We start from the raw sequence: 20,169 nt of genomic DNA on the forward strand, positions 1-20,169 counted from the left end.
ACGCCGATTGTGCATGATCGACCCGACTGTCAGGAAGAGCCAAGCATTTGGCGGACTGTTGGCAGCTTTCTCCGTACGGAGCGTGCCAACGTCGTTCTAGCGTCGGCAGGAACTGGCTTGTCGGGAGGTTCGGTGACTGTTGGGACGCGCCCGAAAGCCCGGCGGGCGGCGTCGCCCGCCTTCCGGGGCGTGGGGAGCCACACGTATGTGAGCGGGGCGGCCAGCGCCTCGCTGCGCCCGGCCCTCGAGTCGCCGCGCCGCCCGGCGCGCGTGCTCGCGGCCTTCCCGCTCGCCGTCTACCTCGAGGTCCGGAGCGAGACCGAGCCCCACGTCATCACGCTCGTGACCGGGGAGGCCGTCCGTCTGCCCAACGCCGTCGTGGTCGGCGACCTGCTGGACGGCATCGCGGCTGGAGACGACGGGTGGGTCGGGGACGGGGCCATCGAGATCGGCGGGCTCGCCATCCGGGTGCGCCGCTGGTGGGACCCCGCGCCGCCGCTCGGCTCCGCCGACCTCGTACGGCTGTCGCGATCGGCCGGCCTGCTCGGCGAGGTCAGACGGCGGTCGCCGAGACAGCCGGGGCTGAACCCGGACGGCGCTCCGAGCCTTCTCGACGACGGCTGCAGGGCGGGGTCGCTGACCGACGCCATCACGGCGGCCGAGCGCCTGATCGGGCTGGGCCCGGGGCTGACGCCCAGCGGCGACGACATGCTCTCCGGTCTCCTGGTCGCGCTGCGGCATCTCGGCGGGGCGACCGGCACGCCGAGGGCCGTCTGGCTGGCCGACTGGCTGGCGGCGGCCGTCACCTACGACGCCCGCACCCGCACGACCCCGATCTCGGCGACGCTGCTCCACTGCGCCGCGAAAGGCGAGGCGAGCCCCGAGGTGACCGGAGTCCTGCGGGCCGTGGCGGGGCGTCAGCCCCTGGAACCGGCGACGCACCGTCTGCTCCACCTGGGACACACGTCGGGCGCCGACATCGCCTGGGGAATCCAGATCGGCCTGTCCGCCGTCCTGTCCCACGCCGTCCATTCCAACGGGGAGCCTTCTTGAGCGATCTGGTCGAAGTGCGTGCCGGGGTCTACCACGACTCGGTGAGCCTCATGCGGGTGAGTCAGGCCCTCGCGGCCCACGCCGGCGTCGAGGTGGCCGTCGTGGCGATGGCCACGGAGCTCAACCTGGATCTGGCCCGCGACCTCGGCTTCGCCGTACCGGCCGCGACGGGCGGCGACCTGCTCGTCGCGATCAGGGCCTCCGGGGACGCGCGACTCGCGGAGGCGTCGGCCGAACTCGACCGGCAACTCACGGCCAGAGCCCCGGCAGGCGGGGCGGGCGCCCGGGACGCGCCGCCGCGCACCACCCGTTCGGCGAGCAGGGCGTGGGACGCGACGGTGGCTCTCGTGAGCGTTCCCGGCGAGCACGCGTTCGTGGAGGCGGCCGACGCCGTCGAGGCGGGCCTGTCCGTCATGATCTTCAGCGACAACGTTCCGGTGGAGCAGGAGATCCTCCTCAAGGACCGCGCCAGGGACAAGGGCGTGCTCGTGATGGGCCCCGACTGCGGCACCGCCGTGATCGGCGGTGCCGGTCTGGGCTTCGCCAACGTCCTGCGGCCCGGCCGGGTGGGCGTCGTGGCCGCGTCGGGCACCGGCGCGCAGCAGGTGACGAGCCTGCTCGACCAGGCCGGAGTCGGTGTCAGCCACCTCCTCGGGGTCGGCGGCAGGGACCTGTCCGCACAGGTTGGCGGCCGTTCGACGACGCAGGCGCTGCTGGCCCTCGACGAGGACCCGGCGACCGAGCTGATCGTGCTGGTCTCCAAGCCTCCCGCCCCCGAGGTCGCGGTCGCCGTACAGGAGTTGAGCCTGTCCAAACCCGTCGTCCGCGCGCTCCTCGGGCCTGGGCAGGACGACCTGACGACGGCCGTGGAGAAGGTGCTGGGCGCCCTCGGCGTCCCGGTGCCCGAGTGGCCGTCGTGGCCGGCCGGGCGCCCGCCGGTCTCAGGAGGGCCGCTGCGCGGACTGTATTCCGGGGGCACGCTCTGCACCGAGGCCGCCCTCCTCGCGGGCACCGGCGAGTTCACCGACTTCGGCGACGACGAGTACACGCGGGGCCGGGCGCATCCCATGATCGACCCCGCCCTCCGCCTGGAGGCGCTCGCCGCGGTGGAGACGGGCGTCATCCTGCTCGACGTGGTCCTCGGTCACGGGTCCGATCCCGATCCGTCGGCGTCGCTGGCGCCGGCCGTCGAGAAGGCGTGCGAGCGCGGCGTGGCCGTCGTGGTCGCGCTCGTCGGGACGGAGGGCGACCCCCAGGGCCTGCGCTCCCAGGCCGCCCGCCTGAACGAGGCGGGAGCCGCCGTCTTCACGTCCAACGCCGCCGCGGCCCGCCACGCCCGCCTCCTGATCGGAGCCTCATGACCCTCTCGATGTTGCTCGGCGAGCCGCGCGTGATCTCCGTGGGCGCGGCCGTGCTCGGCGAGGCCCTCGACCAGCAGGCCGTGCCGTGGACGCCGGTCGACTGGCGGCCGCCGCTGCCCGGCACGTCGGACGCCCTGGCCCGCGTGCTGGCCGATCCGCGCCGCGAGCGCGCCAACGCGCTCGCCGTGGGACGGCTGCTGTCCGCCCGCCCGCAACTGATCGGCGTACGGCGGGCCCGCGACGTCCTCGGACTGGAGCCCGGCACGTTCTTCCACGCCGGACCGCCGATCACCTGGGAGCGCGCCTCCGGCCCCATGCGCGGGGCGCTGATCGGGGCGATGCTGTTCGAGGGGCTGGCCTCCTCCCCCGAGGAGGCGGAGCGCAGGCTCGCCTCCGGTGCGGGGATCACGCTCGACTCCTGTCACCACCACCGCACGGTCGGCCCGATGGCGGGGGTCGTCAGCCCGTCGATGTGGATGCTCGAGGTCACCGACGCCGAGCACGGCGGCACCGCCTACTGCTCGCTCAACGAGGGCCTGGGCAAGGTGCTGCGGTACGGCGCGTACGGGATCGAGGTGGTCGAACGGCTGCGCTGGATGGGCGAGGTGCTGGGGCCGGTGCTCCAGGCGACCCTCAGCCGCACCGGGCCGCTCGACCTGCGGTCGCTCATCGCGCAGGCTCTGCAGATGGGCGACGAACTCCACAACCGGAACCGGGCGGCCACCTCGCTCCTGGTCCGCGAACTGGCCCCCGCGATCGTCGACGCCGCGCCGGAACGGGCCGCGGAGGTCCTGCGTTTCGTCAATGGAAATGATCATTTCTTCTTGAACGCGGGAATGGCCGCCGCGAAAGTGAGCGCCGACGCGGCACGGAACGTTCCGGGTTCCAGTCTCGTCGTCGCCATGGCACGAAATGGAACGGAATTCGGTATCCAGGTGTCCGGGCTCGGCGATCGCTGGTTCACCGGCCCCGCCGGCGTTCCGGACGGTCTCTACCTCGGCGCGTACGGCCCCGAGGACGCCAACCCGGACATCGGCGACTCGACCATCACCGAGACGTCGGGCCTGGGAGGCTTCGCGATGGCGGCGGCGCCGGCCATCGTGAGGTTCGTCGGCGGCGACGTGGCGGACGCCGTCGCGGCCACGACCTCGATGTACGAGATCACACTGGCCGAGCATCCGGCCTACCAGATCCCGGGTCTGGGCTTCCGCGGGACACCCGTGGGGATCGACGTCACCCTCGTCGCGAGAACCGGGATTCTGCCCGTGGTGAACACCGGCATAGCGGGCCGCGTGGCCGGAACCGGGCAGGTCGGGGCCGGTCTGGTGAGCCCTCCCGTGGAGGCCTTCACTGCGGCCCTGGAGGCCTTGGTTCTAGCATGAATTCCCATTGAGGCGGCTTTGACCCTAATATCGGTGCCCAACCTCACATATCCAGTGGAATTCGCATGATCCAGTCGGGGGATCTCGCGGATCGATTGATGAATTGGGGACCGTCCTATGTCGACCGATGGCCTGCTCGGTATGGTCCCCCCCACGCCTGAGGGTCAGGGACCCGCGGGACGCGTCCATTCTGAGGCGACCCCGGAAGGGCAGGGACGACTCGTCGGGCGGCGTTACCGCCTGCTGTCCCCGGTCGGCCGCGGCGGCATGGGCATGGTCTGGCACGCCCACGACGTGCTGCTCGATCGCGACGTGGCGGTCAAGGAGCTGATCCTTCCTTACGGGCTCGACCAGTCGGCCACCCAGGTGGCCAACCGCCGTGTACTCCGGGAGGCGCGTTCCGCCGCCCGGCTGAGCCACCCCGGCATCGTGACCGTTCACGACGTGGTCGAGGAGGACGGCCGGCCCTGGATCGTGATGGAACTCGTCCGCGCGTGGTCCCTGGAGCAGGCCGTGCGGCAGAGCGGCCCGCTCCCCGTGGTCCAGGCCGCCGAGATCGGCATCCGGGTGCTCGACGCCATCCGGCACGCCCACGCCGCCGGGATCCTCCACCGGGACGTCAAGCCGGGCAACGTGCTGCTCACCGCCGACCGCGTCGTGCTGACCGACTTCGGGATCGCCGCCATAGAGGGCGACGTCACCATCACCCAGACCGGGCTGCTGATGGGCTCCCCGGCCTACATCCCGCCGGAGCGCCTGCAGGGCCGCCCGATCACGCACGCCGCCGACCTGTGGTCGTTCGGCGCCACCCTGTACGCGGCCGTCGAGGGCCGGCCGCCCTACGAGGGAGCCGACGCGGTCGCCGTCCTCGGCGCCGTGCTCACCCAGGAGCCGAACCGGCCGCAGCGGGCCGGCGCGCTGCTCCCCGTGATCGAAGGACTGCTGCGCAAGAACCCGGCCGACCGCATCGCCGCCGCACAGGTGGCCGAGATGCTGGAGCGGGTGCTGCACAGCAGCGGGGCGGGACTGCCGGGCCGCGGCGTCTCCTCCCTGTCCATGCCGACCCCCCAGAACCCCACGCCCGCCGGACTGCTGCCGCCCTTCGACCTCCCGTCGGGGCCGCTTCCCTCGCGCATCATCGAGACGCCGTCGGGGCCGGTCCGGGTGCCGTTCGCGCCCGAGGACATGCCCGGCTCCATGACCGGCCCGCAGCCGGGCGGCGCCACGGGTCCCCACGCGATGCCGGCCTACGACCCCCTGACCTCCCCCTCGGGGTCGAGCCACGCACCCGAGCGGTCGCGTGAGGCGATGTGGCCGACGCCGTCGCCCGGCGACCTTCCCGGCGACCTGGCCGCCCGGCCGGGCCGGAGCGGCACCGGCGAGCATCGGACCGGCGAGCATCGCACGACCGGGCCCATCCCCCGGGTGTCCTCCACGGGAGCGCACTCCACCGGCGGGCATTCCACGGGAGGACACTCCGTCACGGGCCCGCAGGGCGCCGGCCGCAGGCGCAGGGACGAGGACGAACCGCGCGAGGAGCGCGACTCCCGTTCGATCGTCCTGATCGCCGTGACGGCCGTGGCGGTCATCGGCCTGGTGGTCACCCTCCTGTTCGTCCTGCTGCCGAGCGGATCGGACGACTCCACGCCGGAGGTCGCCCAGGGCGTGCCGTCCGTGAGCGGGCAGAAGGACCCGTCCGGCCAGTCCGGCGTCCAGGTGCCCAAGGGCTTCATCGAGCACAGCGAGGACGGCGTGTCGGTCGCGGTGCCCAAGGACTGGACGGTGACCGATCAGGGCGGCTCCGTGACGTACTCGGGCCCGAAGGACAGCGCCCAGCGGATCAAGATCCAGAAGATCAAGGACGGCAGCCTGGCCGCGCTCCAGGCCGCCGAGCAGAACCTGAACGTGAAGGACTACCCCGACTACACCCAGGTCCAGCTCGGCAAGGCCACCTACCGCTATCCGGCGGCCGACTGGGAGTACACCTACACCAACACCAGCCAGGTGACCGTCCACGCCGTCACCCGCTACGTGGAGGTCGAGGGCCAGGGCTACTCCATCACCTTCTCCTCCCCCGACTACGACTGGGGCGAGTCGGCCGCGCCCGTCCGTCAGGCGCTCTGGAACACCTTCACGCCGGCCTGACGAACCTGATCCGCCTGCCCGCCGGCGATCATTTCGCGTCGGCGTAGCAGGCGACGGCGACCGCCTCCATCGGGAAGCGCACCGGAGTCCGCCCGAACACGAGCCGGGTCGCCTCCTCGGCCGCCTGCCCGACGGCGGCGCGCACCTCGGACGCGAGATCCTCCGGGCAGTGCACCATGACCTCGTCGTGCTGGAAGAACACAAGTCTGGCCGGCTCGGGCAGCAGGCCCCGGAGCACGGCCATGAGCGTCAGCGCCCACTCCGCGGCCGTGGCCTGGACGACGAAGTTCCGGGTGAACCGGCCGCGGTCGCGGGCCGCCCTTGCGCCCTCGGGACCGGAGACAAGCTCGCGCCACCGGGCGGAGGGCGGCGGGCTCGTACGGCCGAGCCACGACCTGACCAGCCGTCCGTCCTCCCCCGCCCGGGCCGCGTCCTCCACGAACGCGTACGCCTGGGGGAAGCGCTGCCGCATGACGGCCAGGAGCTTGGGCGCGTCGCCGCTGGTGCCGCCGTACATCGCGGACAGCATGGCGATCTTCGCGGAGTCGCGGACGCCGCCGAACGCCTGGGCCAGGGCGGCGTACAGGTCGATCTCACCGGCCGCCCGGGCGAGCCCTCCGTCGCCGGCCATCGCCGCGAGGACCCGCGGCTCCAACTGGGCCGCGTCGGCCACGACCAGCGTCCAGCCCTCGTCGGCCACCACGACCCGGCGCATGACCTTGGGGATCTGCAGCGCGCCGCCGCCGCTCGTGGCCCATCGGCCGCTGACGACGCCGCCCACGACGTACTCCGGGTGGAACCGGTCGTCCCTCACCCACTGGTCGGCCCAGACCCAGCCGTGGAAGCTGTAGAGCCTGGCCAGCTCCTTGTAGGCGAGCAGCGGTCGCGTCCCCGGATGCTCGACCTCTTTGATCACGTGTGATCGCGTGGACGGGATCACGATGCCCGCGCTCTTGTACGCCTTGACGATCTGCTGCGGGGAGTCGGGGTTCACCGGATGGCCGAAGGCGGCCGAGACCTCGCCGGCGAGCGCCTGCAGCTTGGCCGGTCGCATCCCGTGGGCCGGTCGTGGACCGAGCAGCTCCGTCAGCAGGGCGTCGTGGACGTCCTCCCGCCAGGGCATGCCGTCGTGGGCCATCTCGGCGGCGATGAGCGCCCCCGCCGACTCGGCCGCCACGAGCAGGCGGAAGCGCCCCGGGTCGGAGGTCAGGGCGATCCGGCGCAACTGGTCGTCGAGCACCTCGGCGACGAGGTCGGCCTCCGCCACGTCGGGACCGTCCTTCGCGGGCTCGAAGAGCGCGACCTGGGCCGCCTCTGCGAGCTCGTGGGCGTCCTCGGGCACCGGAAGGCCGTGGAGCCGCGCATAGGCCGCCGCGGGCTGCCTGGGCTCGCCGTAGCGGCCTTCCGCGGCCAGCAGGAGGCCCTCGGTCAGCGTCACGTCGTGGCAACGCGACAGCCGTACGTCTCCGGCCAGCAACGCCGGGTAGACGCGCCGCGTGTCGGCCCACGCCCAGCGCGGACGCCCGGCCTCCAGTTCCCGGACGGCCGACCTCAGGTCGGCGACCCGTGCGGCCTCCTGCCCGGCCGGACGGATCGACCCGCCGCCGTCAGGGTCGGCCGCCACCACTACGTGCACGCCCCAAGAGTGCCAGGCGGCACCGACAACGTCTCAGAGCGGGATCTCGACCTCGTCCTCCATCGGCGGATCGATCTCCTGTGGCAGGCAGCCCGTGGCGGCGAAGCATCTGATCTTCAGCCGGTCGGCCGTGACCGACACGTGCAGGAAGCTCTTGAAGAACGGCGGCGTGTCCCAGTCGGACAGCTCCGAGATCCACCGGTGGAAGACCCGCCCGACGGGCAGGTGGAAGGGCATCGGCCAGGCGCCGAGCAGGCGCGCGGCCCACCGCATCCGCAGCGTGATCCGCGCACCGGGAGTGGGCCGGGGCGGAGTGTTGCCCACCTGCCGCGACATGAGCTCGAGCCCCTGCTCGGGCGTGATGTAGAGCCAGCGCATCCGCAGTCGTCTGCTGTAGAGCAGGCTGTAGAACGACAACGAGTCGCCGCGGAGGGGATAGCACTTGAACTCGTCCTCGTGCACGCCGCCGACGTCGACCCGGGGGATGGTGTGCGTGGCGTGCATGAAGGCGCCCCCGCCCCCGGAGACGATGTACTGGATGGTCCGGCCGTCCACCCGGACGGGGAAACGCTCGTAGTTGTGGATGTCCCCGCCGATCGCGGCCACGTAGTTGTTCGCCGGGTCGCGGACGACGTCGTCGACCGTGCCCCCGCCCTCGATCGCGCAGGGGTGGTATTCGTTGCGGACGTAGATGGGCTTGCCGGTGACGAGGATCTTGGGCCTGGGATCGGCGGAGACGCGGCGCAGCCACTCCCCCTGCTCGCGGTCGAGGTCGCCCTTGATGCCCGTGTCGATCCCGACTATGACGAGCCTGCCCAGGTCCAGCACCCAGTACGGCGCGGGCAGCGTGGCCTGCTGCTCGGGCAGCGACCGCATCTTCCGGGCCTGCTCCAGGACGGCCTCGTCGACGACCTCCGGCTTCTTCCAGAGCAGTCCGCGCAGGCCCGCGGGCGACAGCCGGAAACCCTGCCGCTGGACCTCGAGCGGTTTCGCCTCGCAGAAGACCCGCATGAAGCCGCCGAGCCCGTCGTACCAGTCGTGGTTGCCGGGAACCGCGTAGATCGGGGCCGGGTAGTCCTGGTAGGGCCGGAAGAACTTGTCCCCGTACTCGTTGCCCGACCCCGTGGGGTAGATCACGTCGCTGGCGACCACCGCGAACGACGTTCCCTCCCCCAGCTTCAGCATCCCGGGTACCACCGCGTACTGCGAGGCGTCGCCCTCGCCGGTGTCACCCAGGACCAGGAACGAGAACTCCTCCCCCACCTCGTGCTCGATCCGGAGGTCCGGGTCGGCCCCGCTCTCCCGCTGGGCGGCCACCCACAGGCGCCTGACCTCGGGAGAGGGGTCGCCGAAGAGCTGGGCGAGGATCTCGTTGCGCGACCGCCAGAGGGTCGCGGGGTTCAGCCAGGTGAAGGTCTTCCTGCTGGGCCGCAACTTCTCGAAGGTGCCGATCTGCTGGCAGTTCCACCCGGCCCCCTCCTCCGAGATCCGTGACGAGACCTGCTTTCCGCGCGCCGCGGCCGCACCGACATCCACCATGGGACAATCTTGACGCTTCCGCAGCAAAAGGATCTACGGAATCAGCACACCCGGATTGAGGACGCCCGCCGGATCGAGCCTTTCCTTGATCGCACGCAGGATCTCCACACCCACCTCTCCGATCTCCGCCCCGTACGCCTCCCGGTGGTCACGCCCGACCCCGTGGTGGTGGGTGATCGTCCCTCCGGCGCGCAGGATGGCCTCGCTCGCCGCGCGCTTGGCCGCCGCCCACTGGCCGATCGGATCCCCGGTCTGGGCGGTGACCACGGTGAAGTACAGCGAGGCTCCGGTGCCGTACACGTGTGAGACGTGGCACATCACCAGCGGCGAGCCGAGGGCGCCCGTGAGGGCCTGCCGTACGGACTCGTAGAGGCGCGGCACCGCGGACCAGAAGCAGGCCGTCTCCAGCGTCTCCACGGTCGCGCCGGCGGCGAGCAGGGAGTCCCGCAGGTACGGCGCCGAGAACCGGCCGTGCGCCCACTTCTCCCCGGGCTCGGGGCCGAGGTGGACGCCGCCCATGCCGGTCAGGACCGCCGCCGCGCGCTCCCCGCGGTACGACACGTCCTCGGGGGCGCCCTCGTAGCCGGCGACGACGAGGCAGCCGGAGCCGGACGGCGAGGTGCCGAGCTCACCCGGCTGGGCCAGGCCCACCATGGTCTCGGTCTCGTCGGACAGCCGCAGGACCGTCGGCGACGGCCCGTCCTGCGCGAGCCGCCGGATCGCCGCGAGCCCGTCCGCGAACGTGGCGAACCGCCAGCCCTCGTAGACCCGCCGTCCGGGAGCCCGGTGGACGCGGAGCCTGAGCGAGGTGATCACCCCGAAGGCGCCCTCGGACCCGAGGATCACCTGCCGCAGGTCGGGACCCGCAGCCGACTTGGGCGCCCGTCCGGTCTCCAGGGTGCCTCGCGGGGTCGCGACGGTCATCCCGACGACCATGTCGTCGAACCGGCCGTATCCGGCCGACGCCTGCCCGCTCGACCTCGCCGCGGCGAAACCGCCGAGGGTCGCGTACTCGTAGGACTGGGGGAAGTGGCCCAGTGTCAGCCCGTGCGCGGCGAGCAGTTCCTCCGCCTGGGGCGCCCGCAGGCCGGGCTCCATCTCGGCGACCATCGACTCGGCGTCCACCGAGACGAGCCTGTTGAGCCGGGACAGATCCAGGGCCGCCACCCCGGCGAACCCCTCACGCGTGGCGACCAGGCCGCCGACCACCGACGTCCCGCCGCCGAACGGCACGACCGCCACCCGATGGTCCGCGCACACGCGGAGCACCGCGGCCACCTCGTCGTGCGAGCCGGGCAGGACGACGGCGTCCGGCGCGTCCGAGCCGTCCCCCGCCCGCATCAGCAGCAGGTCGGGCGTGGACCTGCCGCGCGTGTGGCGGATGCGGGCGTCGTCGTCGGTGCGCACGTGCTCCGGGCCGGTGATCGCCGCGAGCGCGGCCAGGGCGGGGGCCGGGAGGACCGGGACGGGCAGTCGCACCTCGCCGAAGGTCGCGGCGGGAACGGCGGGCCCGCGGACGCCGAGGAAGTCGGCGAGCAGCCTGCGCACGGGTTCCGGCAACTCGGTGGCCTTGGCGGGGTCCCCCCAGCCGGACCAGAGCATCGGTTCCGCGGGGGTCGAAGGGGTCTCCACGTCGTGCACGCCTCCAGATAGGTTACTCAAGGGTAATACGCGGCCCAAGGAGCGGTATGGACACTTCGCTGAACGCCACCCGGCGGGCTCGCGAGCTCGCCGAAGTCCGGGACGCCGTCGTGGACGTCCTCGTCGTCGGTCTCGGCGCCACCGGAGCGGGAGCGGCCCTCGACGCCGCGTCGCGCGGCCTGTCGGTCGCCGCGATCGACGCGCACGACATCGCCTTCGGCACGTCCAGGTGGAGCTCGAAGCTCATACACGGAGGCCTGCGCTACCTCGCGAAGGGGCAGGTCGGCGTCGCCCACGAGAGTGCCGCCGAGCGCGGCATCCTGATGCGCCACACCGCCCCCCACCTGGTCCGCGCCCAGCCGTACCTGCTGCCGCTCACGCCGGCGGTGCCGCCCGGGCAGGCGGCCATGGTCATGGCCGGCTATCGGCTGGGCGACGCCCTGCGTGCCGCCGCCCGCACGCCGCGCGGCGTCCTGCCCGGCCCGTCCCGGCTGCCCGCCGAGCGGGCGCTCGCGCTCGCACCGCCGCTGAGCCCGCGCGGCCTGCGCGGCGCGCTGCTGTCGTGGGACGGGCGGGTCGTCGACGACGCGCGACTGGTCGTCGCCGTCGCCCGTACGGCGGCGGGTCACGGGGCGCGGATCCTCACCAGGTGCCGCGCGCTCTCCCTCGCCGGAGACGGAGCCCAGGTCCGCGACGAGCTGACCGGCGCCGAGTTCGGCGTCAGGGCCCGTGCGGTGATCAACGCCACCGGGGTCTGGGCCGGGGACCTCGTGCCGTCGGTACGGCTGCGCCCTTCCCGCGGCACCCACCTCGTGCTCGCGCCGGAGGTCCTCGGCGGGCTGCGCGCCGGGATGCACGTGCCCATCCCCGGCGAGCGGAACCGCTTCGCGCTCGTCCTTCCCCAGGCCGACGGACGGGTCTACGTCGGCCTCACGGACGAGCCCGTCGAGGGACCCGTCCCCGACGTCCCCGAGGCGCCGGAGGGCGACGTGGCCTTCCTCCTGGACGTCCTGGGCTCCGTCCTGGCCGAGCCGGTCAGGCGCGAGCAGGTGGCGGGCGCCTACGCCGGTCTGCGCCCGCTGGTCGACGCCGGGGGCGGCAGGACGGCCGACGTGTCCCGCAAGCACGCCGTGCTCCGGTCGCCCGACGGCGTGGTGACCGTCGTGGGCGGCAAGCTCACCACCTACCGCCGTATGGCCGAGGACGCCGTCGACGCGGCCTGCCCCGGCGCACCCGCGAGCCGTACGGCACGGCTGCCCCTGGTCGGCGCTCCGGGGCCGCGTCCCCTCGAAGGCGGAACACCGGCACGGCTCGTCGAGAGGTACGGCACGGAGGCCGCCGCCGTACAGGCGCTGGGCCGGGAGAACCCCGCGCTGGCCGAATCCGTGGCCCTGGGAGTGACCCGGGCGGAACTGGTGTGGGCGGTCAGGCACGAGGGCGCGCTCGACACGGGCGACCTCCTCGACCGGCGCACGCGGATCGGGCTGGTGGCCGCCGACCGCGAGGCGGCGCTTCCCGCCGCGGAGGAGGCACTCTCGACTTCGTGGGACCCACCCGTCACACCGTTTGACTCGATTAGCTAAGGTAAGACTTACCTAATCGAGTGTGAGGGAGGCGGGGGACCCCGATGGCCAACGGCTGCGAGCATCCCGCCGGATGTCACACCGGCACCGCCCCCGTCCACGCGAGCGCGACCTCCGGCGCGCGGTTCTGGCTGCTGATCGAGCACTCCGGGCCGTGGGCGGCCTACCTCGACGAGATGAAGCTGCCCGACCCGGTGCGCGCGCTGATCGACCGGGCCACGTCGCTGGGCGTCCGACCGCAGCTGATCCGGCGCCCCGGCCGGCGCACCACCGGCACCGGCCCCCTGCACGTCTTCGTGGCCTCGTCCGCCGCCTCCGAGCCGTGGCTGGCGGAGGGCTTCTTCGAGAGCCCCGACGATCTTGACCTGGGCTCGCTCGTGCACGGAGTGGTTCCGGAGTCCTGCATACTGGTGAACGAGCCGATGTTCCTGGTCTGCACGCACGGCAAACGCAATGCCTGTTGCGCCCGACTCGGCCTTCCGCTGGCCCGGTTCCTGGATGGGAACCTGCCCGGAGGGGCCTGGGAGACCAGTCATGTTGGCGGCGATCGATACGCCGCTAACCTCGTATGCTTGCCACACGGGCTTTACTACGGCAGCATGTCTCAAGCTGCTGCGATCGCGGCGGCAAACGCGTACCGGTCCGGCGAGGTCGTCCTCGACCGTTACCGGGGGCGCGCGGGTATCCCTGAGCCATTGCAAGCCGCCGAGCATTTCGTCCGGTCCCACACCGGTGAGTTCTCGGTCGGCGGAGTGGCCGTGGAATCCTCCCGGTCGGAAAGCGACACCACGGTGTGCGTCGTGCGAAGCACGTCACAACGGGGATCGTCGCGATTTCGGGTAGTGGTCGAACGCGTGGTGTTCACGGCACCGTGTGGGATGACCTGTGCCGATGAGATCTCGACCTACAGGTTGGCCGATTTGAGGCAGCTCACTCCGGCTCTGACCTGAGGCGTCCGCCCGGAGTTGGGAACATCACGGCCGGTCCTCGCGTTGAATCAGGGACGCCACAAGCGTCCAATGCGGCACACCCTTGAAATACCTCTCACCAAAGGTGGTTTCTCATGTCTCAGGTACGTCGGCAGCTCGCCCGCCCGCGCCCCAGCTGGGGATGGCAGGATGATGCCGCGTGCCGGGGAGAGGACCTTGTGCTGTTCTTCGGTCCTGACGGTGAGCGTCAGCCGGAGCGCGACATCCGTGAGCGCAAGGCCAAGGCCATCTGCGCTCAGTGTCCCGTGCGCGCCGAGTGCCTCGACTACGCCCTTTCCCGTCCCGAGAAGTACGGGACCTGGGGCGGGCTGAACGAGGACGAGCGCGCCTCCGAGCGTCGTCGCCGCATGCGCCGCGCGGCGAGCGCCGGCATCAGCGCTGTCGCCTGAAGCCGTCTTCCCCCTCCCCCGACACGCGTCAGCAGGCCTCCGGGTGTTCCGCCAACCGTCAAGGAACGCGGGACACCCTCAGGTCACGGCCGTTCCCTGAGCAGATCGAGAACATCGTCGTCGGTCAGCTGGTCGAAGGATTCGTACCACTGCCCGACCGCTCGGAAACCCCACGGAACCGCTAGAACCACGACATTGTCGGCTTCTTTTCGCATTCGCTCCACGGTATCGCCTGCTGCGACCGGAACCGCCAGCGTCGAGGTCCCCCGACCCTCCTGCCGGACCCGTACAGCCCGCAGCGCCGCCGTCGCGGTGCCCCCCGTCGCCATGCCGTCGTCGACGACGATCACGTCCTTGCCCCGGAGCTCAGGCGCGGGCCGGTCGCCCCGGTAGACCTTGACCCGCCTGGCCAGCTCTAGCCTCTCCCGGTCCACGACCGGCGCGACGTCCTCAGGCTCGAGTCCCAGCTTCTCCAGCAGATCCTGGTGGAACACCGGCTCCCCGCCCTCGGCGATCGCGCCGACGCCGAGCTCCGGCTGGCCGGGGCACCCGATCTTCCGCGTCACCAGCACGTCCAGGGGCGCGTCGAGCATGTCCGACACGGGTGCGGCCACCGCCACCCCGCCACGCGGCAGGGCGAGCACCACCGGATCCCTCCGGCGCATGCCGTACAGGGCGTGGGCGAGAAGCGCTCCCGCCTGTGCCCTGTCCGCGAACGGGAGCCGGACCCGCATCGGCTTCATAAAATCCTCATACCCGGCAAATCGCGCCAGGCACCTCTATGGGCGGGCCCGGCCCGACCGGCGCATCTCCTTATGGATGATCTTCCACTTGCGGGTCTCCTCACTCTGGAGGCGCGCGTCGGTCCTGCGTGCCATCCAGGCGGCCTCACGCTGGAGCTTGTGCCAGCTCTCCAGCCGTCGCACGGGCAGCTCCCCCGACTCGATCGCCGCCTGTACGGCGCAGCCGGGCTCCTCCCCATGGGAGCAGTCGGAGAACCGGCACTGCCCGGCCAACTCCTCGATGTCGGAGAAGACGAGGTCGACGCCGTCGCTCATCTCGTACAGGCCGACCCGGCGGATGCCGGGAGTGTCGATGATGAGACCGCCGCCGGGCAGCGGGATGAGCTCCCGATGGACGGTGGTGTGCCTGCCCCGGCCGTCGGCCGCCCGGACCTGCTGGGTGTCCATCACCTCGCCCTGGGCGAGCGCGTTGACCAGAGTGGACTTGCCCGCCCCCGAGGGACCGAGCACCACCGCGGTCCTGGAGCCGGCGAGATGAGCGCGCACGAGGTCCACGCCGTCGCCGGTCAGCGAGCTGATCGGATGGACGTCCACCCCCGGCACCGAGGACGCGACGTCGGCGAGCAGGTCGTCGAGCCCCTGCTCGAAGAGGTCGGTCTTGGTGATCAGGACGACGGGCATGCCGCCGCTCTCCCAGGCCAGCGCCACGAGGCGCTCGATCCTGCCGAGATCGGCGAAATCGGTGGAGTGCATCGACGGCTCCGCGACGAACACGACGTCGACGTTGGCGGCCAGGACCTGGCCCTGCCCGTCGCCGGACAGGCCGCCCCGGGACATGCGGCTGACGCCGCCCCGGACGAAGGCCGTGGTGCGGGGAAGCACCTCGTCGAGCTCGTAGCGGCCCTCAGGGAGCCGATGGAGGGCCACCCAGTCGCCCACACAGGGCAGGGCGATCGGATCGGCCGCGGAAGCCCTGCGGACGTGTGCGCCGTACCGGGCCTGGTGTGTGCCGTCGGCGGCGATGACTTCGGCGGCGCCGCGGTCGACCCGTGCCACCCGGGCGGGAACGGTGCCCGCGGGAAGCTCGGAGTAGCGGTCGTCCTGCCAGCCGAGAAGCGAGAGATCGAACAACATCGGTGAAGACACCCTTCGGAAACGGGTGCCTCAGCGAGAGACTAGGCGGGCACCCGGAGGTTGATGGACGGCATGCTCGTCAGAAAGACCCGCATGATCCTCACCTCCCGAATCTCCGCGGCCGCATGAAAAGCGGCATTGCCAGAACCCTAACGGAGCTCCCCCACCCCTCCGCAACCCATTTCCCCACCCCTCCACCGTGTGATCACACCCCCAGGCGTAGGCCCATGCCCCTCAGGCGTGATCATGCACACATTCGGAGATTCGGCCGCCGACCTGCGGCGACCCCCGCCGTGATCATGCACAGATTCGGCGGCACACGCACTGACCAGGCAACTCTCCGAGCGTGATCATGCGCAGGTTCGGGGAAAGCCCGCCTGACCTGCGTACTCCAAGCACGTGATCATGCAGGACCAAGCGCACACGTGCCACTTTCACCGGTCACTGCATGATCACGTACGGCAAAACGCCAGCTCAGCCCGGCCTTCTCCGAATTCACGCATGATCACGATCGGCCTTCGCCCAGGTCAGGGCCACTTTTCCCGAATGCGTGCATGATCACGGCGGGAGTCGCCGCAGGCCGGAGGGCCTTTCTCCGAACCTGTGCATGATCACGCCCCAGGGTGAGGGGGGTGAGGTCAGGAGAGGCCGGGGGCGGGGAACTGGGCGGTGAGGTCGCTGACCTCGCGGTGGACCCGCCCGATCACGTCCTCGGCGTCGCCCTTGGCCACGGCCGTGACGACCTCGTCGATCCAGGCGCCGATCTGCCGCATCTCCGCCTCGCCCATGCCCCGCGACGTCACCGACGGCGTGCCGATCCGGATGCCGGAGGGGTCGAACGGCTTGCGCGGGTCGAACGGCACGGTGTTGTAGTTCGTCTCCAGGCCGGCCCGGTCGAGGGCCTTGGCCGCGGGCTTGCCCCCGATCCCCTTGGGCGTGAGGTCCATCAGGATCAGGTGGTTGTCGGTGCCGCCCGAGACGAGGTCGAACCCTCTGCCCGCGAGTTCGTCGGCGAGCGCCTGGGCGTTCTTGACGACCTGCGCGGCGTACGCCTTGAAGTCCGGCTGGGCGGCCTCGTGCAGGGCCACGGCGATGGCGGCCGTCGTGTGGTTGTGCGGCCCGCCCTGCAGGCCCGGGAAGACGGCCTTGTTCAGCGCGGTCGCGTGCTCGTCGGAGGTCGCCATCAGCATGGCGCCGCGCGGCCCGCGCAGGGTCTTGTGCGTGGTCGTGGAGATCACGTCGGCGTGGCCGACCGGCGACGGGTGAGCCCCGCCGGCGACGAGGCCGGCGATGTGCGCGATGTCGGCGGCGAGGACCGCGCCGACCTCACGGGCGACCTCGGCGAAGGCCGGGAAGTCGATCGTGCGCGGGATCGCGGTGCCGCCGCAGAAGATCAGCTTGGGGCGGTGCTCCAGCGCCAGCGCGCGGACCTCGTCCATGTCGATGCGGCCGGTCTCCTTGCGGACGCCGTACCGGACCGAGTTGAACCACTTGCCGGTGGCCGAGACCGACCAGCCGTGGGTGAGGTGGCCGCCGAACGGGAGACCCATGCCGAGCACGGTGTCACCGGGGTTCAGGAACGCCAGGTAGATCGCCAGGTTCGCGGGCGAGCCCGAGTACGGCTGGACGTTGGCGTGGTTCACCCCGAACAGCGACTTGGCCCGTTCCACCGCGATGGTCTCGATCTGGTCGATGACCTGCTGGCCCTCGTAGTAGCGCTTGCCCGCGTATCCCTCGGAGTATTTGTTCGTGAGGACCGTGCCCGTGGCCTCGAGAACGGCCTTGGACACATAGTTCTCCGACGCGATGAGCTTGACGGTGTCGGCCTGCCGCCGTTCCTCAGCCGTGATGAGCCCTGCGATCTCGGGATCGACGGAATTCAGCGAGTTCCCAGCCATGGCGCTTCCTTGTCCGTATCGGCGATGACGGCGGCCCAGGCGCACGGCCTCCGCGAGAATGCTCCCCGGTGGTGCCCCACCTTGCGACGCGGCCCCGTGGGGACACGCCAGCGCCAGTCGCGACTTCCCCACTTTATCGGGAGCTTCCCGGTACGGCTCACCCTTCCGAAATGGGGATGTCGGGGATGAGCCCGAATCCGGGGACGTCCACGCCGATCTTCTCCACGTCATCGGGCACACCGGAGTAGCTCGCGTAGAGGGACAGGGAGTCGCCGGACTTCAGCCACTGCTTGGGCAGCGAGGTGCACAGGCACGCACCGTCCTTGCTCGCCGGGGAGAACTTCGATCCGCTGGGCGGGTCGATGAGGCTGACTTTGGAGGCCTCGTCCCCGAACAGGTCGCTCGGCCACCATGACTTGGCCCCGGTGACCTTGACCGTGAGCCACACACTCACCGCGGTCCCCTGCCGCGTCGCCGCGTCCACGGTCGCCTTGAGCGGGATCCCGCTGATCTGCTGATCACGTGTCGCCAGCGGGCCGTCCGGCGTCTCCGACCGGCCTCCGCCGAACTGCTGGAACACGATGACGGCCCCGGCGGCCACGATGACGGCGACGGCTCCGGCCAGGGCGGCCGGCAGCCAGCGGCGGCGTGACACGCCCTCCGCCAGTGAGGTACGGCCGGCCTCGTGCGCCAGGCCGACCGTGCCCGGGGCGGCGACCGCTCCCGTCCTGTCGGGGTCCGGGCTGGTCCAGGCCTCGCTCACGATCCGGGTGGCCGCCTCGACGGCCACCTCCTCACGCCCGAGAAGGCGGTCGAGGAGCTCCTGAGCGGACGGTCTCCGCTCGGGGTCCTTGTCGAGGGCCCGCTCGACGAGCGGCCGGAGGCGCTCGTCGAGCCCCCGGAGGTCGGGCACGTGGTGGGCGACCCGGAAGAGGACCTCGGGTGTGGTGCCGCCTCCGAACGGCGACCGCCCGGTTCCCGCGTAGACGACCACGCATCCCCACGCGAAGACATCGGCCGCGGCGGTGACCGCCTCGCCCCGCGCCTGCTCGGGGGACATGTAGCTCGGTGTGCCGATCACCGTCCCGGTCTGCTCGGCCAGCGTGTCCGCGAGCTGGGCGATGCCGAAGTCGATCACCCGGGGGCCGACCGGCGCCAGCAGGATGTTGGACGGCTTCAGATCCCGGTGGACCACTCCGGCCCGGTGGATCGCCGCCAGCGCGGTCGCCACGCCCACCGCGAGGGCGTCGAGGTTCGACCCGCCCATGGGCCCCTGCGCCTCGATCACCGACGACAGGTCGGGCCCGTCGACGTACTCCGTGACCAGGTACGCCTGCTCGCCGTCCAGACCGGCGTCGAGGAGTGGCGCCGTGCAGAAGCGGGCGACCCGCTTGGCCGCCTCGGCCTCCTTGCGGAACCTGCTCCGGAACTGCTCCTGCGAGGCGAGTTCGGGGCGCATCACCTTGACGGCCACCTGACGGCCGGCGGCGTCGTGGGCGAGGTAGACGATCCCCATCCCGCCCTCTCCGAGCCTGCGGACCGGCACGTACGGGCCGATCGTCCGGCGGGAGACCGGCATCGTGTCCTCAGAGGAGGGGGGAGGCTGCGCGTTCATCGCAGCCATCATTACGGATCATCCGTGGTTACGCGACAAATCCGCCTACGTCCCGAATCGGCCGGGCCTCACTCACACCGCTCGTGGCGGGCGGTGCCGTTGAGGGGCCACAGCCGGTCCACTTCGGCGTTCAGCGTGGCGCCGATCAGCACGGCCAGGGCGGTGATGTACAGCCACAGCAGCACGGCGATCGGGGCGGCCAGCGACCCGTAGATGGACAGCGGCGTGAACCAGGCGGCCAGCACCTCGCGGAGCACGGTGGCGCAGAGGATCCAGATGATCAGAGCGAGCACGGCACCCGGAGTCTCACGCCACCAGCGGGTCCGCCTCGGGATGCTGACGTGGTAGAGCAGCGTGAGCATCAGCACCGAACCGAGGATCACCACCGGCCAGTAGAAGACCGAGACCAGCACGCCGTACCGGCTCAGGGTGTTGGACAGCAGCGTGGGCCCGATCACCAGGGTGGGCATGATGACCAGGCCGATCAGGAGCGCGGCCACGTACAGGCCGAACGACATGACCCGGGTGCGGATGATCCCCCGGGTCTCCCCCAGGCCGTACGCGATGGAGATCAGGTCGACGTAGACGAACAGCGCGCGGGACCCCGACCACAGCGAGAGCAGGAAGCCGACGGAGATGAGCGACACCTGGCCGCCGGTCAGCACGTCGTTGAGCAGGGGCGTGACGACCCGGTCGACGGTGTTGCTGGTGAACAGCAACTCGGCCTGGTCCACGACCCACTGTTTGATCTCCAGGACGGTGGCCTCGCCGAGCATGCCGCTCAGGTGGCCCATGACGCCGAGCAGCCCCAGGACGAAGGGCGGCAGCGACAGCAGGGCGAAGAAGGCCGCCTCACCGGCGAGGCCCGTCACGCGGTAGTTGACGCCCGCCATCGTGGTCGCCTTCAACAACGCCCAGCCGCTTGTGTCGCGGACCCAGCTCATGCGGGCACGGGCCCGCGCCATCGCGAGGCGTGAGACATGCCTCGGCCTGCGCGTCGAAGCGTCCGTGGACGTCATGGCACCCAACCGTATACACACAGTGAAGATGTCCGCGGCTCA

Annotated in this window: 15 protein-coding genes; 7 read left to right on the forward strand and 8 right to left on the reverse strand. The window is 71.6% G+C overall.

Translation table 11 applies throughout. The features are described from left to right. The first annotated feature begins 132 nt into the window (after positions 1-132). From Pmi06nite_RS03940 to Pmi06nite_RS03955, 4 genes are all read left to right on the forward strand, one after another. Entirely contained in the window at positions 133-1,053 is a 921-nt protein-coding gene (locus tag Pmi06nite_RS03940; protein WP_203951446.1) for an oxamate carbamoyltransferase subunit AllH family protein, read from the forward strand. Beyond that, positions 1,050-2,414: an AllF/FdrA family protein gene (locus tag Pmi06nite_RS03945; protein WP_239113614.1), complete on the forward strand. Its 1,365-nt coding sequence runs from the start codon at positions 1,050-1,052 to the stop codon at positions 2,412-2,414. Before Pmi06nite_RS03940 ends, Pmi06nite_RS03945 begins: the two co-directional genes overlap by 4 nt. After that, positions 2,411-3,796, forward strand: coding sequence for a YlbE family protein (locus Pmi06nite_RS03950; RefSeq protein WP_203951447.1), 1,386 nt, complete (start codon positions 2,411-2,413; stop codon positions 3,794-3,796). Before Pmi06nite_RS03945 ends, Pmi06nite_RS03950 begins: the two co-directional genes overlap by 4 nt. Before the next feature lie 117 nt (positions 3,797-3,913). Then, a complete protein-coding gene (locus Pmi06nite_RS03955; RefSeq protein WP_239113615.1) occupies positions 3,914-5,941 on the forward strand; it encodes a serine/threonine-protein kinase in 2,028 nt (675 codons plus the stop codon). A 28-nt stretch (positions 5,942-5,969) separates the two neighbouring features. On the opposite strand, the gene Pmi06nite_RS03960 is transcribed toward Pmi06nite_RS03955, so the two are convergent. From Pmi06nite_RS03960 to Pmi06nite_RS03970, 3 genes are read right to left on the reverse strand one after another with little or no spacing between them, the layout of a single operon-like run. Then, on the reverse strand, positions 5,970-7,577 hold the full coding sequence (locus Pmi06nite_RS03960) for a bifunctional 3'-5' exonuclease/DNA polymerase (RefSeq protein WP_203951448.1): 1,608 nt from the start codon (positions 7,575-7,577) through the stop codon (positions 5,970-5,972). Positions 7,578-7,610: 33 nt separating this feature from the next. Beyond that, positions 7,611-9,116, reverse strand: coding sequence for a metallophosphoesterase family protein (locus tag Pmi06nite_RS03965; protein WP_203951449.1), 1,506 nt, complete (start codon positions 9,114-9,116; stop codon positions 7,611-7,613). Positions 9,117-9,149: 33 nt separating this feature from the next. Further along, entirely contained in the window at positions 9,150-10,718 is a 1,569-nt protein-coding gene (locus Pmi06nite_RS03970; protein WP_203951820.1) for an FAD-binding oxidoreductase, read from the reverse strand. A gap of 86 nt (positions 10,719-10,804) precedes the next feature. On the opposite strand from Pmi06nite_RS03970, the gene Pmi06nite_RS03975 reads away from it, so the two are divergent. The 3 genes from Pmi06nite_RS03975 (at position 10,805) to Pmi06nite_RS03985 (ending at position 13,718) form a co-directional block, all read left to right on the forward strand. After that, a complete protein-coding gene (locus tag Pmi06nite_RS03975; RefSeq protein WP_203951450.1) occupies positions 10,805-12,340 on the forward strand; it encodes a glycerol-3-phosphate dehydrogenase/oxidase in 1,536 nt (511 codons plus the stop codon). A 44-nt stretch (positions 12,341-12,384) separates the two neighbouring features. Beyond that, positions 12,385-13,290, forward strand: a complete 906-nt coding sequence (locus Pmi06nite_RS03980; RefSeq protein ID WP_203951451.1) for a sucrase ferredoxin — start codon at positions 12,385-12,387, stop codon at positions 13,288-13,290. A 113-nt stretch (positions 13,291-13,403) separates the two neighbouring features. Next, on the forward strand, positions 13,404-13,718 hold the full coding sequence (locus tag Pmi06nite_RS03985) for a WhiB family transcriptional regulator (RefSeq protein WP_076434697.1): 315 nt from the start codon (positions 13,404-13,406) through the stop codon (positions 13,716-13,718). 83 nt (positions 13,719-13,801) lie between these two features. Here the strand turns inward: Pmi06nite_RS03985 and Pmi06nite_RS03990 are convergent, their stop codons facing one another. From Pmi06nite_RS03990 to Pmi06nite_RS04010, 5 genes are all read right to left on the reverse strand, one after another. After that, entirely contained in the window at positions 13,802-14,452 is a 651-nt protein-coding gene (locus tag Pmi06nite_RS03990) for a phosphoribosyltransferase (RefSeq protein ID WP_239113616.1), read from the reverse strand. A 45-nt stretch (positions 14,453-14,497) separates the two neighbouring features. Then, positions 14,498-15,595, reverse strand: a complete 1,098-nt coding sequence (gene rsgA / locus Pmi06nite_RS03995) for a ribosome small subunit-dependent GTPase A (RefSeq protein ID WP_203951453.1) — start codon at positions 15,593-15,595, stop codon at positions 14,498-14,500. Between the two features lie 638 nt (positions 15,596-16,233). Beyond that, complete coding sequence (glyA, locus tag Pmi06nite_RS04000; RefSeq protein WP_203951454.1) at positions 16,234-17,493, reverse strand: serine hydroxymethyltransferase; 1,260 nt, start codon at positions 17,491-17,493, stop codon at positions 16,234-16,236. A gap of 157 nt (positions 17,494-17,650) precedes the next feature. After that, positions 17,651-19,108 carry a serine/threonine-protein kinase gene (locus Pmi06nite_RS04005; RefSeq protein WP_203951455.1) on the reverse strand — a complete coding sequence of 486 codons (1,458 nt, stop codon included), beginning with the start codon at positions 19,106-19,108 and terminating at the stop codon, positions 17,651-17,653. A gap of 68 nt (positions 19,109-19,176) precedes the next feature. Next, positions 19,177-20,127, reverse strand: a complete 951-nt coding sequence (locus tag Pmi06nite_RS04010) for a YihY/virulence factor BrkB family protein (protein WP_239113617.1) — start codon at positions 20,125-20,127, stop codon at positions 19,177-19,179. Positions 20,128-20,169 lie beyond the last annotated feature (42 nt).

Source organism: Planotetraspora mira, from assembly GCF_016863275.1.
Classification (GTDB): Bacteria; Actinomycetota; Actinomycetes; order Streptosporangiales; family Streptosporangiaceae; genus Planotetraspora; species Planotetraspora mira.